At 70.9% G+C, this 17,603-nt stretch carries 19 protein-coding genes and 1 pseudogene; 7 read left to right on the forward strand and 13 right to left on the reverse strand.

Translation table 11 applies throughout. The features are described from left to right. Window positions 1-35 precede the first annotated feature (35 nt). Entirely contained in the window at window positions 36-974 is a 939-nt protein-coding gene (locus tag ACFU3E_RS14325) for a PfkB family carbohydrate kinase (protein ID WP_384156538.1), read from the reverse strand. 372 nt (window positions 975-1,346) lie between these two features. Between ACFU3E_RS14325 and ACFU3E_RS14330 the strand changes: the two genes are divergently transcribed. Further along, the gene (locus ACFU3E_RS14330; RefSeq protein WP_384156541.1) at window positions 1,347-2,018 is read left to right on the forward strand and encodes a potassium channel family protein; all 672 of its coding nucleotides are present in this window, start codon (window positions 1,347-1,349) and stop codon (window positions 2,016-2,018) included. Beyond that, entirely contained in the window at window positions 2,018-2,692 is a 675-nt protein-coding gene (locus ACFU3E_RS14335; protein ID WP_384156546.1) for a potassium channel family protein, read from the forward strand. Before ACFU3E_RS14330 ends, ACFU3E_RS14335 begins: the two co-directional genes overlap by 1 nt. Before the next feature lie 79 nt (window positions 2,693-2,771). Here ACFU3E_RS14335 and ACFU3E_RS14340 read toward each other — a convergent pair whose 3' ends face one another. From ACFU3E_RS14340 to ACFU3E_RS14365, 6 genes and pseudogenes are all read right to left on the reverse strand, one after another. Next, on the reverse strand, window positions 2,772-3,503 hold the full coding sequence (locus ACFU3E_RS14340) for a DUF3159 domain-containing protein (RefSeq protein WP_384156549.1): 732 nt from the start codon (window positions 3,501-3,503) through the stop codon (window positions 2,772-2,774). A 3-nt stretch (window positions 3,504-3,506) separates the two neighbouring features. Continuing rightward, window positions 3,507-3,905, reverse strand: a complete 399-nt coding sequence (locus ACFU3E_RS14345) for an OB-fold nucleic acid binding domain-containing protein (RefSeq protein ID WP_384156552.1) — start codon at window positions 3,903-3,905, stop codon at window positions 3,507-3,509. 41 nt (window positions 3,906-3,946) lie between these two features. Further along, window positions 3,947-4,096 (reverse strand): annotated as a pseudogene (locus tag ACFU3E_RS14350) (winged helix-turn-helix domain-containing protein); the annotation flags it as partial. A gap of 77 nt (window positions 4,097-4,173) precedes the next feature. Then, a complete protein-coding gene (locus ACFU3E_RS14355; protein WP_031106683.1) occupies window positions 4,174-4,926 on the reverse strand; it encodes a DUF3710 domain-containing protein in 753 nt (250 codons plus the stop codon). A gap of 1 nt (window position 4,927) precedes the next feature. Then, window positions 4,928-5,497 carry a dUTP diphosphatase gene (dut, locus tag ACFU3E_RS14360; protein ID WP_384156808.1) on the reverse strand — a complete coding sequence of 190 codons (570 nt, stop codon included), beginning with the start codon at window positions 5,495-5,497 and terminating at the stop codon, window positions 4,928-4,930. Between the two features lie 77 nt (window positions 5,498-5,574). Further along, the gene (locus ACFU3E_RS14365) at window positions 5,575-6,159 is read right to left on the reverse strand and encodes a PaaI family thioesterase (RefSeq protein ID WP_384156555.1); all 585 of its coding nucleotides are present in this window, start codon (window positions 6,157-6,159) and stop codon (window positions 5,575-5,577) included. 58 nt (window positions 6,160-6,217) lie between these two features. Between ACFU3E_RS14365 and ACFU3E_RS14370 the strand changes: the two genes are divergently transcribed. Continuing rightward, complete coding sequence (locus tag ACFU3E_RS14370; RefSeq protein ID WP_384156558.1) at window positions 6,218-6,676, forward strand: DUF3093 domain-containing protein; 459 nt, start codon at window positions 6,218-6,220, stop codon at window positions 6,674-6,676. 47 nt (window positions 6,677-6,723) lie between these two features. On the opposite strand, the gene ACFU3E_RS14375 is transcribed toward ACFU3E_RS14370, so the two are convergent. The 4 genes from ACFU3E_RS14375 to ACFU3E_RS14390 all read right to left on the reverse strand — a co-directional run bounded on the left by ACFU3E_RS14375 (window position 6,724) and on the right by ACFU3E_RS14390 (window position 10,319). Next, window positions 6,724-7,695: a hypothetical protein gene (locus ACFU3E_RS14375; protein ID WP_384156561.1), complete on the reverse strand. Its 972-nt coding sequence runs from the start codon at window positions 7,693-7,695 to the stop codon at window positions 6,724-6,726. A 13-nt stretch (window positions 7,696-7,708) separates the two neighbouring features. Beyond that, window positions 7,709-8,005 (reverse strand): DUF4193 domain-containing protein, encoded by a 297-nt coding sequence (locus ACFU3E_RS14380; RefSeq protein WP_003993510.1) that lies wholly within the window; start codon window positions 8,003-8,005, stop codon window positions 7,709-7,711. Window positions 8,006-8,411: 406 nt separating this feature from the next. Next, window positions 8,412-9,659, reverse strand: coding sequence for a sensor histidine kinase (locus ACFU3E_RS14385; RefSeq protein WP_384156564.1), 1,248 nt, complete (start codon window positions 9,657-9,659; stop codon window positions 8,412-8,414). 6 nt (window positions 9,660-9,665) lie between these two features. Continuing rightward, a complete protein-coding gene (locus ACFU3E_RS14390) occupies window positions 9,666-10,319 on the reverse strand; it encodes a response regulator transcription factor (protein ID WP_010353034.1) in 654 nt (217 codons plus the stop codon). A 416-nt stretch (window positions 10,320-10,735) separates the two neighbouring features. Here ACFU3E_RS14390 and ACFU3E_RS14395 point away from each other — a divergent pair, with 416 nt between their 5' ends. Continuing rightward, a complete protein-coding gene (locus ACFU3E_RS14395) occupies window positions 10,736-10,909 on the forward strand; it encodes a hypothetical protein (protein WP_363121754.1) in 174 nt (57 codons plus the stop codon). 121 nt (window positions 10,910-11,030) lie between these two features. Here ACFU3E_RS14395 and ACFU3E_RS14400 read toward each other — a convergent pair whose 3' ends face one another. Next, on the reverse strand, window positions 11,031-11,846 hold the full coding sequence (locus ACFU3E_RS14400; RefSeq protein WP_384156568.1) for an inositol monophosphatase family protein: 816 nt from the start codon (window positions 11,844-11,846) through the stop codon (window positions 11,031-11,033). Between the two features lie 8 nt (window positions 11,847-11,854). Then, window positions 11,855-12,982 carry a ferrochelatase gene (locus tag ACFU3E_RS14405; protein ID WP_384156570.1) on the reverse strand — a complete coding sequence of 376 codons (1,128 nt, stop codon included), beginning with the start codon at window positions 12,980-12,982 and terminating at the stop codon, window positions 11,855-11,857. Window positions 12,983-13,153: 171 nt separating this feature from the next. Here ACFU3E_RS14405 and ACFU3E_RS14410 point away from each other — a divergent pair, with 171 nt between their 5' ends. From ACFU3E_RS14410 to sepH, 3 genes are all read left to right on the forward strand, one after another. Next, complete coding sequence (locus ACFU3E_RS14410) at window positions 13,154-14,392, forward strand: MFS transporter (protein WP_384156573.1); 1,239 nt, start codon at window positions 13,154-13,156, stop codon at window positions 14,390-14,392. Further along, window positions 14,352-15,671, forward strand: a complete 1,320-nt coding sequence (locus ACFU3E_RS14415) for a D-arabinono-1,4-lactone oxidase (RefSeq protein ID WP_384156577.1) — start codon at window positions 14,352-14,354, stop codon at window positions 15,669-15,671. Before ACFU3E_RS14410 ends, ACFU3E_RS14415 begins: the two co-directional genes overlap by 41 nt. Window positions 15,672-16,548: 877 nt before the next feature. Next, the gene (sepH, locus tag ACFU3E_RS14420) at window positions 16,549-17,586 is read left to right on the forward strand and encodes a septation protein SepH (RefSeq protein WP_384156580.1); all 1,038 of its coding nucleotides are present in this window, start codon (window positions 16,549-16,551) and stop codon (window positions 17,584-17,586) included. Window positions 17,587-17,603 lie beyond the last annotated feature (17 nt).

The raw sequence follows: 17,603 nt of genomic DNA on the forward strand, positions 1-17,603 counted from the left end.
TCTCCGCGGCGTCGCGGAGATCCATCAGAAGCCCCCTACGAGTCCAGGGTGGCCCTCGGCTGCTCGGACCGCTCCAGCCCCGCCACCCCCGCGCTCAGCTCCTCCCGGCCGATGGCGGCGGCCCGGGTCGAGGGGATGGTGCAGGCGTAGGCGCCGGCGACCGTGCCGTGCAGCGCGCTGCGAGGGGGCGGGGTGCCGTTCAGCCAGGCGTGGAGGAACCCGGCGGCGAAGGCGTCGCCCGCGCCGTTGGAGTCGACGACCGGGGCCGGGGGTGGGGCGGCGGGTACGTGAGTGAGCTCCCCGTCGGCCAGCAGGTACGCCCCGGCCGCCCCGGCGGTGGCGACGACGATCCGGGCCCGGCCGCGCTCGGTGATCCGGCGCATGGTCCGCTCCGGGTCGGTCAGGGCCGTGCTGGACAGGAAGACCAGGTCGGCCTGGTGGGCGAAGGGCTCGTGGTAGGGGTTGGAGCCGTCCCAGTCGTGCAGGTCGGTGGAGATCGTGAGTCCCGCTTCTCGCAGGGCGGGCAGTGCGTGGGCGCAGGGCTGGGTGATGACGACGTGGGCGTGCCGGCTGACGGCCGCGAGTGCGCGCACGGCGGTGTCGGGCAGCCGGTCCGTGTCGGCGGTCCGGGTGGCGTCGTAGAGGGAGGACCGTCTGCCGTCGGGGCCGACGAGGTTGACCGCGCGTTTGGTGCCGAGCGGCTGCGGGACGGCGGTGAGCCCGATGCCGTGCTCCTGGTGCAGCGCGCGGACGAGGTCGCCCTCGGGGTCGTCTCCGAGCAGGTCTATATGGTGCGTGCGCAGGCCCAGTGCGTTCGTCCCGAGGGCCACGAAATCCCCGCTCTGGCCCGCCCGCGTCACGATCCCGGGCCGGATCATGTGGCTGTCCGCGAACGGCACGGGCAGTTCGGGCACGTGCACGATCGTGTCCACACCGGCGCCGCCCAGCACCAGGACGTCGATCTCGTGGTTCATCACGGCTTGCTCCCCCGTCACAAGGCCCCGAAGGGCATCATGGCCCATTCCGCCGGCGCCCGGGCCGAGCGGCGGTTCCAGCCCGACGGTGACACCGGTGTCCCGGCCGCCATCGGAGATGGTTGCAGGGCCTGTGGCCCCCGCCGCACCCGAGGGTCCTGGTGGGCTTTCCCGGCCTTGCCTATACGTTGGACACAGGCCATCGGCCGGGCGTGCGGACACCGAAGGGGATCACACCCGGCGTTCCCCGGCATGATGGTGCCTGGCGGCCCGCACATAAGGCCGCGAAGTGCTGCCCGGCGAGCCGAGAGAGAGACATGAGCAGAACACTGACGCAGGCCGGAAGGTCTGCGGGAAGCGTGGTGTGAGGCCATGCACATCGTCATCATGGGTTGCGGAAGGGTGGGTTCCGCGCTGGCCCAGAACCTGGAGCAACAGGGGCACACGGTCGCCGTGGTCGACCAGGACCCCACCGCCTTCCGCCGGCTGGGCTCCTCGTTCGGCGGCCGCCGGGTCACCGGTATCGGCTTCGACCAGGACACCCTGCGTGAGGCGGGCATCGAGGAGGCCGGCGCCTTCGCCGCCGTCTCCAGCGGTGACAACTCCAACATCATCGCCGCCCGCGTGGCCCGCGAGATGTTCGGCATCGAGAACGTCGCCGCCCGCATCTACGACCCCCGCCGCGCCGAGGTCTACCAGCGCCTGGGCATCCCCACGGTCGCGACGGTGCGCTGGACGGCCGACCAGATGCTGCGCCGCCTGCTCCCCTCCGGCGCCGAGCCGCTGTGGCGCGACCCCACCGGCGGTGTCCAGCTCGCCGAGGTGCACACCTCCACCGCCTGGGTCGGCCACAAGATCAGCCGGATCCAGGAGGAGACCGGCGTGCGCGTCGCGTTCCTCACGCGGCTCGGCGAGGCGGTCCTGCCCACCTCGCAGACGGTGCTGCAGGAGGGCGACCTGGTGCACGTGATGATGCGCACCGACGAGGTCGACAAGGTCGAGGCGGCGTTCGCCAAGGGTCCCGAAGAGGAGGGCGGTCACTGATGAGGGTCGCCATTGCCGGAGCCGGCGCCGTCGGCCGCTCGATCGCGGGCGAACTGCTGGAGAACGGCCACGAGGTCCTGCTGATCGACAAGGCACCGACCGCCATCTCGGTCGAACGCGTCCCGCAGGCCGAGTGGCTGCTCGCCGACGCCTGCGAGATCACGTCCCTGGACGAGGCGGCGCTCCAGCGCTGCAACGTCGTGATCGCCGCGACCGGCGACGACAAGGTGAACCTGGTCGTGTCCCTGCTGGCGAAGACGGAGTACGGCGTGCCGCGCGTCGTCGCCCGCGTGAACAATCCCAAGAACGAGTGGTTGTTCAACGAGTCCTGGGGCGTGGACGTGGCCGTCTCCACCCCGCGTCTGATGTCGGCCCTGGTCGAGGAGGCGGTGAGCGTGGGCGACCTGGTCCGCCTGCTCCGCTTCAGCCACGGCGACGCCAACCTGGTCGAGCTGACCCTGCCGGAGGAGTCGGCCCTGGCCGGCACGCAGGTCGGCGACGTCGAGTGGCCGCAGGACACATCGCTGGTGACGATCATTCGTGGCAACCGCGTCCTGACCCCCTCCCGGGAGGACTCCCTGGAAGCCGGTGACGAACTCCTCTTCGTGGCCGCCCAGGCCCGCGAGGAGCAGTTGGAGGACCTGCTGTCGGTACGACGCGACGCGGCGGGCTGAGCGCGTCCCCGAGCGTCTCCACGCAAGCGGAAGGGGCGCCCCGAGGACTCGGGGCGCCCCTTCCGTCAGCTCCGGAGGTTCACTGCTCGGCGGACCGGGCGGCAGCCTGCCGCTCTCGCTCCTCGGCCGCCTTCTCCTCCGCCTCCATCTCGGCGAACACGTCGATCGGCGCGGGCGCCTTCGCGAGGAACACCCACGTCAGGTACACCGCGAGGAGGAAGGGCGGGATCTTCAGGGCGACCAGGACCCAGCCCAGCTGCGTGGTGTCGGCCCACCAGTACAGCGGGAAGAGGATCGCGCACTTGGCGAGGAGGATCGCGCCCCAGGCGTAGCTGGCCTTCGCGTACGCCTTCTTGCGGCCGGGGTTGCGCGTGCGCCAGGAGAGGTTCTCCTTGAAGACCGGGCCGAGGATCAGCCCGATCAGCGGCGCCCCGCACAGGGTGGTGATGATGTAGGCGAGGCCCAGACCCAGCGTGTAGAGCATGCCGGGCAGGTAGAAGTCCTTGGCGTTGCCGGTCATCATCGCGAAGACGACACCGAAGGCCACGCCGAAGACACCGCTGAAGGCGTGCTTGACGGTGTCCTTCATCACCAGCCGGACCACGACCAGCACCAGCGACACGGCCAGCGCCGCGATCGCCGACAGGTGCAGGTCCTTGTTGATCGTGTAGATGGTGACGAAGAGGAGGCCGGGCAGCACCGTCTCCACCATGCCCCGCACGCCGCCGAACGCCTCGAACAGGGCGGCCTCGGTCACCGCCCGGGCGTCGTCCGCAGATGTCTCTTCGGTCGGCTTGTCGAGCGACGTCACCGGCTACTCCCGTCCGAGGGGTCTCAGTTCGTACTTGGGATTGAACAGCACCCGGCGGCCCCGGCTCATCGAGACCCGGCCCGAAGCGATCAGCTTGCGCCCCGGCTCTATCCCCACGATGGAGCGCCTGCCGAGCCACACCACGTCCAGTGCGGCGGAGCCGTCGAACAGCTCGGCCTCCAGGGCCGGTACTCCGGCGCGCGGCCGAAGGGTGACCGTGCGCAAGGTACCAGTAACCGTCACTATCTGGCGGTCCTGGCAGTCTCCGATCCGGATGCAGCCGGCCGTCTGGCTGTCCTCGCGCAGTTCCTCGGACTCCAGGTCCTCCTGCGACGAGGAGAGCCGGTCGAGCATGCGCCGGAAACGGCCCACCGGCTTTTCGGAACGAGGGACAGCACTCATATCTGAAGCGTACCGGGGCCTGCTGACGTAGGGCGAGGAGCCTATTTCTCGAACCGATACCTCATCCCCGGCTCGGTGATGAAGTGCCTGGGGTGCGAGGGATCCGCCTCCAGCTTCCGCCGCAACTGGGCCATGTACACGCGCAGATAGTTGGTCTCCGTCCCGTACGACGGCCCCCACACCTCCTGGAGACCAACACACCGTCAAGGTTCTGCGCACGGGAAAGGGCCGCACCCCCGGTGGGGTGCGGCCCTGGTGTCTCTGCGGGTCAGCGGACCTCGGTGATCTCCGGTCCGCGCTGGAGCTGGCCCATTCCACCGGCGAAACGGGAGCCCTCCTCCTGCTGGACGCCCTCGGGGACCATCTGGGCGTCGTTCGGCAACTTGAGGACGATCGGGTCGCGGGGCGCCATCGGGCCCTCGCCGCGCACCACGACCGTGTCTCGGAAGATCTGCTCGAGCAGCCCGGCGGCCTGCGGCTGCACCGCGCCCTGGCCCGAGATGACCCCGCGCAGGAACCAGCGGGGGCCGTCCACACCGACGAACCGCACGACCTGGAAGCCACCGGTGCCGTCCGGCAGCTGTACGGGCACCTGGGCGCGCAGCTCCCAGCCCAGCGGCCCCTCGACCTCGTCGACGATGCCGCCCTGCTGGGTGATGCCGGTGCCGATCTCCTCGCGCACCTCGCCCCAGATGCCCTCACGCTTGGGCGCTGCGAAGCCCTGCAGCTGGATGGCGCTGTCGCGCAGCACGACCGTCGCCGCAACGATCGCGTCGCCCGCGACCTCGACCCTGAGCTCCATGCCGTCGACGCCCGGCACGAACAGACCGCCCAGGTCGACCCGGCCTTCGCCCGGGTCCCGGACCTCCGAGTCGTCCCAGGGCCCGTCGGGGCGCGGCGCAGGCTCGAGCCTCAGGCGCTCGCGCTCGTCGTCCGCCTCAGTGTCGACACCGTCGACGACCTGCTCGGCCTCGCCGGCCGCGTCCTCGGCGGCATCCCTCTTCTTGCGACGTCCGAACACGTCACTGTCCTTCCCGGTCGGATACGACCGAAGCGTATCGATTCCCACCCGCCTGACCGCCCAGGGCGGCCTGACCGCTTGTGCCGCTCGTCCCGTCCACCGCGGCATGGCCTCCGGTGGACCCGAAGCCCCCCTCGGCCCGCGCGGAGCCGGGAAGTTCCGCCACCTCCTGGAAGCGGACCCTCTCGACCTGCTGGACTACCAGTTGGGCAATCCGGTCGAAGCGCTCGAACCGCACGGCCTCGCGCGGGTCGAGATTCACCACGATCACCTTGATCTCCCCACGGTACCCGGCATCAACCGTCCCCGGGGCATTCACCAGGGCGACGCCGCAGCGGGCGGCCAGACCGGATCGCGGGTGCACGAAGGCCGCGTACCCCTCCGGCAGCGCCACAGACACGCCCGTGGGCAGCACGGCCCGCTCGCCCGGCTCCAGTTGGCACGCCTCGGTGGTGCGCAGATCTGCCCCGGCGTCACCGGGCTGCGCATAGGACGGAAGCGGTACGTCCGGATCGACGCGCCGGATCAGCACGTCCAGCGGCTGCCGGCTCACAGGGCTCGTGGGGGTCATGCTGCTTTCCGGGCTCACGGGGCTGGTGGGGCTGTCGGTATCGCTGGGGCCGGCGGGCCGCACGGGGCGGTCCGTGCTCACGGGTTCACCTCGAAGGCGCGAGCGCGCCGGACCTGGTCCGGGTCGTTCATGGCCGCCTGGATCTCCTCCTGGCGGCCGTGGTCGACGAAGTGGTCGACCTTCACCTCGATGAAAAGCGCGTCCGCGTGCACGGCGACGGGCCCGTCGGGGCCGCCGACGCGTCCGGTCGCGGTGGAGTAGATCTTCCGCCCGGCCACCGCCGTCACCTCCGCCTCCAGGTACAGCGTGGTGCCGACGGGCACGGGCTGCACGAAGTCGGTCTCCAGCCGCCCGGTCACCGCGATCGTGCGCAGCAGCCAGTTCAGCGAGCCGAGGGTCTCGTCCAGGGCGGAGGCGAGCACACCACCGTGCGCAAGGCCCGGGGCTCCCTGGTGGGCGGGCTGGACGGTGAACTCGGCGGTGAGCGACACGCCCTCGCCGGCCCGCGCATCCAGGTGCAGCCCGTGCGGCTGGTCGCCGCCGCAGCCGAAACACGCGCCGTAGTGCGCGCCGAGGAGCTCACCGGGCGCGGGCGCGTCCGGGTGCCGCACCGGTTGCACGGCGTCGGCCGGAGGCTGAAGAGCTGCGGAAGTACGACTCACAGCCGCAGACCTTACCCGCGCGTCGGCCCCTGCCGGACACCGTGTCAAGCTTGGCCTCATGCAGCTCTCCGCCGCCCCGTACGAAGAACGCCTCACCGCCCCGCGGACCTGGTGGCTGATCTCGTTTTTCGTGGGCGTCTCGATGGCCCTGGTCCTGCTCCCGTTCGGCACGCTGCCGATGCTCGGCGGCCTGGCCGGGGGCACCGCGGTCGCGGCCGTCGCCGCGAGCTCGTACGGCTCGGTCCGCATCCGCGTGGTCGGCGACTCCCTGATCGCGGGAGAGGCGAAGATCCCACTGACGGCGCTGGGCGAGGCGGAGGTGCTGGACGCGGAGGAGGCCCGCGCCTGGCGCACCTACAAGGCCGACCCGCGCGCCTTCCTCCTGCTGCGCGCGTACATCCCCACGGCCCTGCGCGTGGAGGTCACGGACCCGGAGGACCCGACTCCGTACCTGTATCTGTCCACGCGTGAGCCGGAGCGCTTGGCGGAGGCGCTCCGGACGGCGAAGCCGTCGTAGCACACCTGACCGGGGCATCACCCGGCCGCTGTTCGACGGCCGAAGTCTCAGTGCCCCTCGCCGGGCCGGCGGCCGTGCCCACGGTCGTGCCGGTGGCCCTCGTGGCGGCCCAGGGGGTCGCTGGTGATCTCGCCCATCTCCAGGGCGTCCGCCGGACGTTCCAGAGCGGGGAGCACCTCCAGGGCCTCCCAGGGCACCTGGATCTTGCGCAGGTCCTTCCGGACGCGGCCGGCGAGCTTTCTCGTCTCGCCGCGGTTCATCACCGCCCCCACGGCGGCGCCCACCAGGAACGGCATCAGGTTCGGCATGCTGCGGACCATCCGCTTCATGATCCGCTGCCGCAGTTCTCGCTTCATGCGGCTGTTCAGCGCCACGCTGAGGGTCGACGGCTTGGACGCGTCGATCCCGCGCTCCCCCGACCACGAGTCGAGGTACGCGGTGCTGCGCTGCTTGAGGTTGCCGGGCGGCCGGACGCCGTAGACCTCGTGGAGTTCGGCGATCAGCTTCAGCTCGATCACCGCGACGCCGGTGACCTCGGCGGCCAGTTCCGTCGGCATCGCCGGGGGTACGGGGAGCATCGCGGCCGCTCCGATCCCCGCTCCGACCGTCGCCGTCGCGTTCGCGGCGCCCGCCACGAGCTTGTCCGCGAGCTCCTCGGGCCCGAGGCCGGGGAACTGCCTGCGCAGCGTCGCCAGGTCCCGCACGGGGACGCGCGGGGCCAGTTCGATGATCCGGTCGGCGAGGTGGGCGAGGCCGGCCCGGGCCCGGTCGCCGCCCCTGCGGGCGCCTTCCACGGCCCGCTCCCGGATCGTCCCCGCCCGCCGTCTCGCGACGGGTGCGGGGACGTCCACGGACGCCGGGAGGTCACCCCGGTCCGTTGCCGGTTCGAGCGAGGCCGCCCCCGTATCGGTTGAGCCTCGCTCGTCGTCACGCGCGCCGTACTGCGGGCCGTCCATCGGCCCTTCGTCCGCTTTCCGCTGGGAGAAGCGGCGCTTCCAGGGAGGGGTCGAGCCAGTCACGGCCGACCCCTCCTCAGTCGCAGTCGCGGCAGATCGGCTGACCGTTCTTCTCCCGGGCCAGCTGGCTGCGGTGGTGCACCAGGAAGCAGCTCATGCAGGTGAACTCGTCCTGCTGCTTCGGGAGCACCCGGACGGCCAGTTCCTCGTTCGAGAGGTCGGCTCCGGGCAGCTCGAGGCCTTCGGCGGCCTCGAACTCGTCGACGTCCACGGCGGAGGCCGACTTGTCGTTCCTCCGAGCCTTCAGCTCTTCGAGGCTGTCCGAGTCGACGTCGTCGTCGGTCTTGCGTGGAGTGTCGTAATCGGTTGCCATGGTCGCTCTCCCCCTCTGGGTGTCTGCGGTGTCTCCAGCGCACGTAACGCGTGAGAGGCCGGACTTGTGCCCGACCTGAGGCGGAGATTTTGCCTCACATCAAGGTCTGTTACTCAATCGACACCCAACCGGACTCCCCATGAGTGATCGGCTTGGATGGCGATGGGGACCGTACACGGTCCGAATGCTGCACGCCAAAGGCGTCTCACCGTGTACTTCCCGTGATCAAGACCCCCGAAAACCGGGACTTTCCCGGCTTTCCGACATCGGGCATGATCACGGAGAGTAGATAGCCGGAAAGGCACCCCTGTGATCGATCACACACGGCGCACGCGCGGCGAAGCCCCAGAAATTCCGCGCAAAGCGAACATCCCCGTGTGCCGCCGAGTTGATCGGCGACATGATCTCAGATCGGCAGCATGACTCGCATGACGAGTCCACCCCCCTCACGCGGCTGGGCGTAAATGTGCCCGCCGTGCGCCCGGGCCACGGACCGGACGATGGAAAGACCGAGCCCGACTCCCTTGTCACTACCCGTCCGCTCCGTGCGCAGCCGCCGGAACGGCTCGAAGAGGTTGTCGATCTCGTACGCCGGCACGACCGGGCCCGTGTTGGAGACGACCAGGACCGCCTGGCCGTGCTGGACCTCGGTGGTGACCTCGACCCAGCCGCCCTCCGCCACGTTGTAGCGCACGGCGTTCTGCACCAGGTTGAGCGCGATCCGCTCCAGCAGCACGCCGTTTCCCTGGATGACCGCGGGCTTCTGCTCGCCGCGGATCAGCACGCCCTTGCTCTCGGCCTCGCCGTGCACCTGGTCGATGGCCTGCGAGGCGACCTCGGCGAGGTCCACGGGCCCCCGCTCGACGATCTGGTTGTCGCTGCGGGCCAGCAGCAGCAGGCCCTCCACGAGCTGCTCGCTGCGCTCGTTGGTGGCCAGCAGCGTCTTGCCGAGCTGCTGGAGTTCCACGGGAGCGTTCGGGTCGGACAGGTGCACCTCGAGGAGCGTGCGGTTGATCGCCAAGGGCGTTCTCAGCTCGTGTGAGGCGTTGCCGACGAAGCGCTGCTGGGCCGTGAAGGCACGCTGGAGCCGCTCCAGCATGTCGTCGAAGGTGTCCGCCAGCTCCTTCAGCTCGTCGTCCGGGCCGTCCAGCTCGATCCGGCGGGACAGGTCGGAGCCCGCCACCGCGCGGGCGGTGCGGGTGATCCGGCCCAGCGGGGAGAGCACCCGCCCGGCCATGGCGTAGCCGAAGGCGAAGGCGATGACCGCCAGGCCGAGCAGGGCCAGGAGCGAGCGGCTGAGAAGGTTGTCGAGTGCGACATTACGCTGGTCGTCGATGCACTTGCTGATCGCCTCATTGAATTCGGCGAGCGTCGGACTGGCGGAGTTGACCGCAGGGCAGTTGTCACTGGCCACCTTGATCGCCGTGCCGTCGACGATCTTGAAGAGCGGCTCGTTCCCGGTGTTGAGCGCCTGCGCGGCCAGCAGGTAGATGATCGACAGCAGCAGGATGCCGGCGATCAGGAACATGCCGCCGTAGAGCAACGTGAGCCGTATGCGGATGGTCGGGCGCAACCAGGGGAACGGCGGCACGGGCCTTCTGGGGTCCCAGGTGGGCTTGGGGGGCGCCTGGTGGGACGCGGGAGTCGTCGCCACGGCGTATCAGATCCGGTAGCCCGAGCCGGGGACGGTGACGATGACGGGCGGCTCGCCCAGCTTGCGGCGCAGGGTCATGACCGTCACGCGCACGACGTTCGTGAACGGGTCGGTGTTCTCGTCCCAGGCCTTCTCCAGGAGCTGCTCCGCGGAGACGACGGCGCCCTCGCTGCGCATCAGCACCTCCAGGACCGCGAACTCCTTGGGAGCGAGCTGGACCTCCCTGCCGTCGCGGAAGACCTCGCGCCGGTTGGGGTCGAGCTTGATCCCGGCGCGCTCCAGGACGGGCGGCAGGGGCACGCTGGTACGCCGGCCGAGGGCGCGCACCCGCGCGATCAGCTCACTGAACGCGAACGGCTTGGGCAGGTAGTCGTCGGCGCCGATCTCCAGCCCCTCGACCCGGTCGCTGACGTCGCCGGAGGCCGTCAGCATCAGCACGCGCGTGGGCATGCCCAGTTCGACGATCTTGCGGCAGACGTCGTCGCCGTGCACGAGCGGGAGGTCACGGTCGAGGACGACCACGTCGTAGTCGTTGACGCCGATGCGCTCCAGGGCGGCCGCACCGTCGTACACGACGTCGACGGCCATGGCCTCCCGGCGCAGTCCGGTGGCCACCGCATCGGCGAGCAGTTGCTCGTCCTCGACGACGAGTACGCGCACGTTCCTGGTCCTTCCTCATGTCCACCCGCGTAGCCCTTCACCGGGCACACGCGGGCAGGGGTCTTCGACGGTGCCTTGGTGTGTTGCCCTCCATCCTGCCCTTTTCGGCCATAAGTCGGAGGTAAGGCGGGTGGGGGGGCGGTGACCCGAGAGGGAATACGAGATTTTCTCCTCCGGTTAGGTTTCCACGAAAGGGAGCTTGGGGAGGACGGCTTTACATCCCACGATCACGCTCTGCTGGCGCCGCACCACCATGCGGTGCGCATCAATCCGCTTTTGCGCAGGGCGGGCGTGGGTGTCCGGCACCGTCGCCGCCCGGCCGAGCGGCGCTGGGCATCCACATGCGGCGTGATCGTCCCTTCCGAACGGCACACCCCCGTGCCATCGACCCACGACCCAGGACGAGGGGGCGCAGCATGGACGCATTCACCGCAGGACTTCTGCAGCGCATAAGGGCGACCGAGTCCGATCTGTCCCGGGCTCGCGACGAGGGCGACGAGTTCCTCGTCGATGTGGAGCAGGGCGAGCTCGACGACCTGCGCCGTCTCGCCGCCGAGCACGGTGTGGAGGTCAGCGCGACGAGCGTCTGATCAGGCCGTACGAAAGCGGGCCCCGGCCAATCCAGCGCCGGGGCCCGCTTCGTTGTCGCAGGGGTGCGTTCACCTGGCGTTCGGCGCACCGAGGGCTGCTGCCGGGCGCGCCCCGGCCTTCTCAGTCGTGCCAGGCCCCGAAGTCCTCCAGGAGGCGCTGGAGGGGCTCGAAGATGCCGGGGGTACCCGCCACTGCCAGATCGCCTGACGGGCGCTCTCCGGGGCGTCCACCGGTCAGTGCGCCCGCCTCCCGGGCGATGAGGTCCCCCGCGGCGAGGTCCCAGGGGTGCAGGCCGCGCTCGTAGTAGCCGTCGAGGCGTCCCGCGGCCACGTCGCACAGGTCGACCGCGGCCGAGCCGCCGCGCCGGATGTCCCGCAGCAGCGGGATCAGCCGCCGGGCCACATCGGCCTGGTGGGCGCGGACGTCGGCGACGTAGTTGAAGCCCGTGGAGACCAGTGCCTGGTCCAGGGGCGGAGCGATGCGGCAGGCCAGCCTGCGCTCGCCGTCCCAGGCGCCGGTGGCCCAGGCCCCCCGGCCGCGCACGGCGTGGAACGTCTCGCCGCGCATCGGGGCCGTGACCACTCCGACGACGGTCTCGCCGTCCTGCTCGGCGGCGATCGAGACAGCCCAGGTGGGCAGTCCGTACAGGTAGTTCACCGTGCCGTCGAGCGGGTCGATCACCCAGCGCACGCCGCTCGTGCCCTCCGTGGCGGCGCCCTCCTCACCGAGGACGCCGTCGTCCGGGCGGCGCTCGGCGATCAGGCCCGTGATCAGCTTCTCCGCCGCGATGTCCATCTCCGTGACGACGTCGATGGGGCTGGACTTGGTCGCGGCGACCGCGAGGTCGGCCGGACGGCCGTCCCGCAGCAGCGCGCCGGCGCGGCGGGCGGCCTCCTGGGCGAGTTCGAGCAGGTCCGTGTGCAGGGGGTCGGTCACGGGGCTCCTCACGCGTAGGTGCTGTCGGCGCCCGCGGCGGCGGGCCGGGGGGCGCGGGCCGGGCAGCAGCCGACCGGGCAGAGGTCGTGGCTCGCCCCCAGGGCGCCGAGGGCGCACGGCGTGACGTCCTGCCCGCGCTCGACGGCGGCACGCTCCACGACGAGTTCGCGGATCGCGGCGGCGAACCTCGGGTCGGCTCCGACGGTGGCCGAACGCCGCATCGGCAGCCCGAGCTCCTCGGCCCTGGCCTTGGCCTCCGTGTCGAGGTCGTAGAGGACCTCCATGTGGTCGGAGACGAAGCCGATGGGGGCGATGACCACGGCCGGGACACCGGCTGCGTGCCGCTCGTCCAGGTGGTCGCAGATGTCGGGCTCCAGCCACGGGATGTGCGGGGCGCCGGAGCGGGACTGGTAGACGAGCTGCCAGGGGTGGTCGACGCCGGTACGCTCCCGGACGGCGTCGGCGATCTGCCGCGCCACGTCCAGGTGCTGCTTCACATAGGCGCCGCCGTCGCCGTGCTCCTCGACGGGACCGGAGGTGTCGGCGGAGGCGGTCGGGATCGAGTGCGTCGAGAAGGCGAGGTGTGCCCCGTCCCGGACGTCCTCGGGAAGCTCGGCGAGGGACTGGAGCACCCCGTCGATCATGGGCTCGAGGAACCCCGGGTGGTTGAAGTAGTGCCGCAGCTTGTCGACCTTCGGCAGTTCCAGGCCTTCCGCCTCCAGGGCCGCGAGGGCGTCGGCGAGGTTCTCGCGGTACTGGCGGCAGCCCGAGTACGAGGCGTAGGCGCTGGTGGCGAGGACCAGGACGCGGCGGCGGCCGTCGCGGACCATCTCGCGCAGCGTGTCCGTCAGGTAGGGCGCCCAGTTGCGGTTGCCCCAGTAGACCGGCAGGTCCAGACCGTGGCCGGCGAAGTCCTTGCGCAGGGCGTCCAGCAGGGCGCGGTTCTGGTCGTTGATCGGGCTGACCCCGCCGAAGAGGAAGTAGTGCTGCCCGACTTCCTTGAGGCGTTCCTTGGGGATGCCGCGCCCACGTGTCACGTTCTCCAGGAACGGGACCACGTCGTCCGGGCCTTCCGGGCCGCCGAACGAGAGCAGGAGCAGGGCGTCGTAGGGGCTGGCATCGCGCGCGTCTGGCATGAGTCGATCCTGCCACCCTGCGCTGACAGCCGGGAAACGGCGGGGTGACACCCGCGCGGCAGGCGGGCGCGGGGGTGCTCCGGGGCTGAGCCGAACGGGTACATCGGGGCACGCCGAGCCGTAAGCTGTGCCGACTGCGTTCGCAGCTTACTGAGCCCTTCGGAGACCCCGTTGCCCAGCTCTTACCGCGCCCTGTTCGCAGCCCCCGGCTCCAAGGGTTTCTCCGCTGCGGGCTTCCTCGGTCGCATCCCGGTGTCGATGATGGGCATCGGCGTGGTCACGATGATCTCCCAGCTCACCGGGAGGTACGGCCTCGCCGGCGCCCTGTCGGCCACCGTCGCGCTGTCCGCCGCGGTGGCCGGACCCCAGGTCTCGCGGCTGGTCGACCAGTACGGGCAGCGTCGTGTGCTGCGCCCGGCGACGCTGATCTCGCTGGCCGCGGCGGCCCTCCTGCTGTACGCGGCGCACTACGGGTGGCCCGACCGGGTGCTGTTCGTGGCGTGCGTGGGCATCGGCTGCGTCCCGAGCGTCGGCGCGATGATCCGGGCCCGTTGGGCGGCCCTCTACCGGGGGACACCGCAGCTGCACACCGCGTACTCCTTCGAGTCCGTGGTGGACGAGGTGTGCTTCATCTTCGGGCCGATCATCTCCATCGGCCTGTCCACGGCCTGGTTCCCGGAGGCCGGGCCGCTGCTCGCCGCCTGCTTCCTGGCCGTGGGCGTGTTCTGGCTGACCGCGCAGCGCGCCACCGAGCCCGAGCCCCACCCGCGCGAGCGGCGGGGCGGCGGGACGGCGATGCGCTCGCGCGGCCTTCAGGTCCTGGTGGCCACCTTCGTGGCGACCGGGGCGATCTTCGGGGCGGTCGACGTGGTCACCGTGGCGTTCGCCGACGAGGAGGGACACAAGGCCGCCGCGAGCATCGTCCTCGCGGTGTACGCGGCGGGTTCCTGTGTGGCGGGCATGGTCTTCGGGCTGCTGCACTTCGCCGGGGCACCGGAACGCAGGTGGCTGCTGGGCGTGTGTGCCATGGCCGTGAGTATGATCCCCCTCCTACTGGTCGGAAACTTGCCGTTTCTGACCGTGGCGCTGTTCGTTGCGGGTCTGTCCATCGCTCCCACGATGATCACGACCATGTCCCTCATCGAAGAGCACGTACCACGCGCGCAGCTCACCGAGGGCATGACCTGGGTGAGCACCGGGCTCGCGGGGGGTGTCGCACTCGGCTCCTCCGCAGCCGGCTGGGTGATCGACGCGGCCGGGGCGCGTGCCGGGTACGGGGTTCCGGCGGTGGCCGGAGCCGTCGCGGTCGCGGTGGGTTTCCTCGGGTTCCGCCGGCTCAAGCGACCGGCACCGGGTCGGGGAGGCTCCGTTGAGCAGCACAGCGAACGGAAAGAACGGCACGTGGCGTAACTGGGGCGGCAACGTCTCGGCACGTCCCGCGCGGGAGGTCACCCCTGCTTCCGTCGACGAGCTGGCCGCAGCCGTGCGGCGGGCCGCCGAGGACGGTCTGAAGGTGAAGGCCGTCGGCGCCGGGCACTCCTTCACGTCCATAGCCGCGACGGAGGGTGTGTTGATCCGCCCTCAGCTGTTGACCGGCATACGCAGCGTTGACCGCGAGAACATGACGGTCACGGTGGAGGCCGGCACCCCGCTCAAGAGGCTCAACATGGCCCTCGCACGCGAGGGTCTGTCGCTCACGAACATGGGCGACATCATGGAGCAGACGGTCTCCGGGGCCACCAGTACCGGCACGCACGGCACGGGCCGCGACTCCGGCTCGATCGCCGCCCAGATCAGGGGCCTGGAGCTGGTCACCGCCGACGGTTCCGTTCTCACGTGCTCCGAGAAGGAGAACCCGGAGGTCTTCGCGGCCGCCCGCATCGGCCTCGGCGCCCTGGGCGTCGTCTCCGCGATCACCTTCGCCGTCGAACCGGTCTTCCTGCTCACGGCCCGCGAGGAGCCGATGCCGTTCGGCAGGGTTCTCTCCGACTTCGAGGAACTCTGGGCCGAGAACGAGCACTTCGAGTTCTACTGGTTCCCGCACACCGGCAGCACCAACACCAAGCGCAACAACCGCAGCGCGGGCCCGGAGAAGCCCGTGCCGCAGCTCAAGAGCTGGATCGAGGACGAGTTCCTCTCCAACGGCGTCTTCCAGGTGGCCAACTGGGTCGGCCGCGCGGTGCCCGCCACGATCCCCGCGATCGCCCAGATCTCCAGCAAGGCCCTGTCCGCCCGGACTTACACGGACATCCCTTACAAGGTCTTCACGTCACCGCGCCGGGTGCGCTTCGTGGAGATGGAGTACGCCGTTCCGCGCGCGGCCGTCGTCGACGCGCTGCGGGAGCTGAAGGCGATGGTCGACCGCACCGGCCTCAGGGTCAGCTTCCCCGTCGAGGTGCGCACCGCCCCCGCCGACGACATCACGCTGTCCACCGCCTCCGGCCGGGACAGCGCGTACATCGCCGTCCACATGTTCCAGGGCACGCCCTACCAGCGGTACTTCACCGCGGCCGAGCGCATCTTCACCGCCCACGAGGGACGTCCGCACTGGGGCAAGATCCACACGCGGGACGCCGAGTACTTCTCCCGGGTGTATCCGCGCTTCGGCGAGTTCACGGCGCTGCGGGATCGTCTCGATCCTGATCGGCGGTTCCAGAACGACTACTTGCGGAGGGTTCTGGGGGCGTAGGCGAGGCACTGGGAGTGGCGGTCCCGGCTCTTCACTCCTGGTGGCGCTCGGGGTCGGGGTGAGGCCGGGTGCCGGACCGCCGCTCTCGCTGGAGGTGAGATGGTCCCGCCCCGCGGTGCACCGGACGTCCCCGAGCCGCCCGAATGACCGGAGTCCGGCGAGGATGCGCCGCCGCTGGAGAAGGCTCGCCCACCATCGTGCTGCGGCCCGCGCTGAGGCGGTGACCCGAAGCCGGCTCGTAGGTGGTGAGTCCGGCCATCGTCACGCCGAAGGCGGCGGCCGCCGCGAGCGCCGGCCGCCTCCGGTCTCCGGCCCGCGCGCGGAACACGGTGCCTGAGTGAACTCGCCCGATAGCAGGGGGGCTTGCTCGGCGGAAACGGCCGCCGGCCGGGTGGTCACCGCCGTCGCGTCCCGAATCTGCTCGCCGGTGCGCCTGAACTCGCCGGTGCGCCTGAAGCGGGGATGTGCGACCGAAGCCCCTAGTTCCGATTCCGGCGATTACGTGAAGATTCCCACGTTCAAGATCGCGAATCACGGGCAAGGGGCGGCCAAGTCGCCTCTCTTGCGAGAAGTTGGACGGCGCGCCAATCCACGCAGGTGGCCCGAATGGAGTACTGTTGCGAGCCCTGGGTCCGGTCTCCCGTGAGGGTGTACAGGACCTTGAGGACCGCCGGGAGGGGGCTAGTTGCACAGGGTGACAGCGTTAGTCACTTAGCGTTGCGAATAGGTAACCGTGCCATAACGGCGATCCAGGGCCCGCGCCCGACACGCCGGGCAACTCGGCAAGGTTGTGGCAGGCTGCACCCGGGCAGGCCACACTCGACTAGCGGAAGCAGCGACGCACGTGACGTCGGCAGGCACCACCCGGGAGGTCCCCATGCCCGAACTGCGTGTCGTGGCCGTCTCGAATGACGGCACACGGCTGGTGCTGAAGGCTGCCGACTCTACGGAGTACACGCTTCCGATCGACGAACGTCTGCGCGCCGCCGTGCGCGGCGACCGTCCCCGCCTCGGCCAGATCGAGATCGAGGTCGAGAGCCACCTCCGCCCCCGCGACATCCAGGCGCGTATACGTGCAGGCGCGACCGCGGAAGAGGTCGCGCAGATGGCCGGCATCCCCGTCGACCGGGTGCGCCGCTTCGAGGGTCCCGTGCTCGCCGAGCGTGCCTTCATGGCCGAGCGGGCCCGCAAGACCCCGGTCCGCCGGCCCGGCGAGAACTCGGGGCCGCCGCTGGGCGAGGCCGTGCAGGAGCGGCTGCTGCTGCGCGGTGCCGACAAGGACACCGTCCAGTGGGACTCGTGGCGTCGCGACGACGGCACCTGGGAGGTCCTGCTCGTCTACACCGTCGCAGGTGAGCCGCACTCGGCGAGCTGGACGTACGACCCGCCCCGGCGGCTCGTCCAGGCCGTCGACGACGAGGCGCGCTCCCTGATCGGCGAGTCCGACGACCTCGCCGCGCCCGAGCCCAGCTTCCCGTTCGTCCCCCGGATCGCCCGGCTGCCGCGTGACAGACCGTTGGACCGCCCCGAACGCGAGCGGCCCAGCCTGCCCGCGCAGGCGTCCGAACCGGTGGAGGAGACCACGGGCGAGCGTGACTCGCTGACCAGCCTCCTCGAGGCGGTACCGAGCTTCCGCGGCGACCTGGTGGTTCCGGAGCTCCCTCCGGCGGAGCCCGAGGAGGAGCCCGTCGTCGTCGCCGAGGTCGAGGAGGAGGAGCCCCCGGCTCCTGCGGCATCGGCCGGTTCCGCCTACGCGGACGTCCTCATGCCGCGCTCCGTGGGCAGCCACCGCGACCGGCTCGTCGGAGCCACCGACCGCCAGGCCGAGGCCGACGGCGTACGCCCGGGCCGCAGAGCGGCCGTCCCGAGCTGGGACGAGATCGTGTTCGGGACACGGCGCAAGAAGCAGGAGTAGCCGAATCGGCTTGCGAA

It is taken from the genome of Streptomyces sp. NPDC057424, assembly GCF_042803315.1.
Taxonomy (GTDB): domain Bacteria; phylum Actinomycetota; class Actinomycetes; order Streptomycetales; family Streptomycetaceae; genus Streptomyces.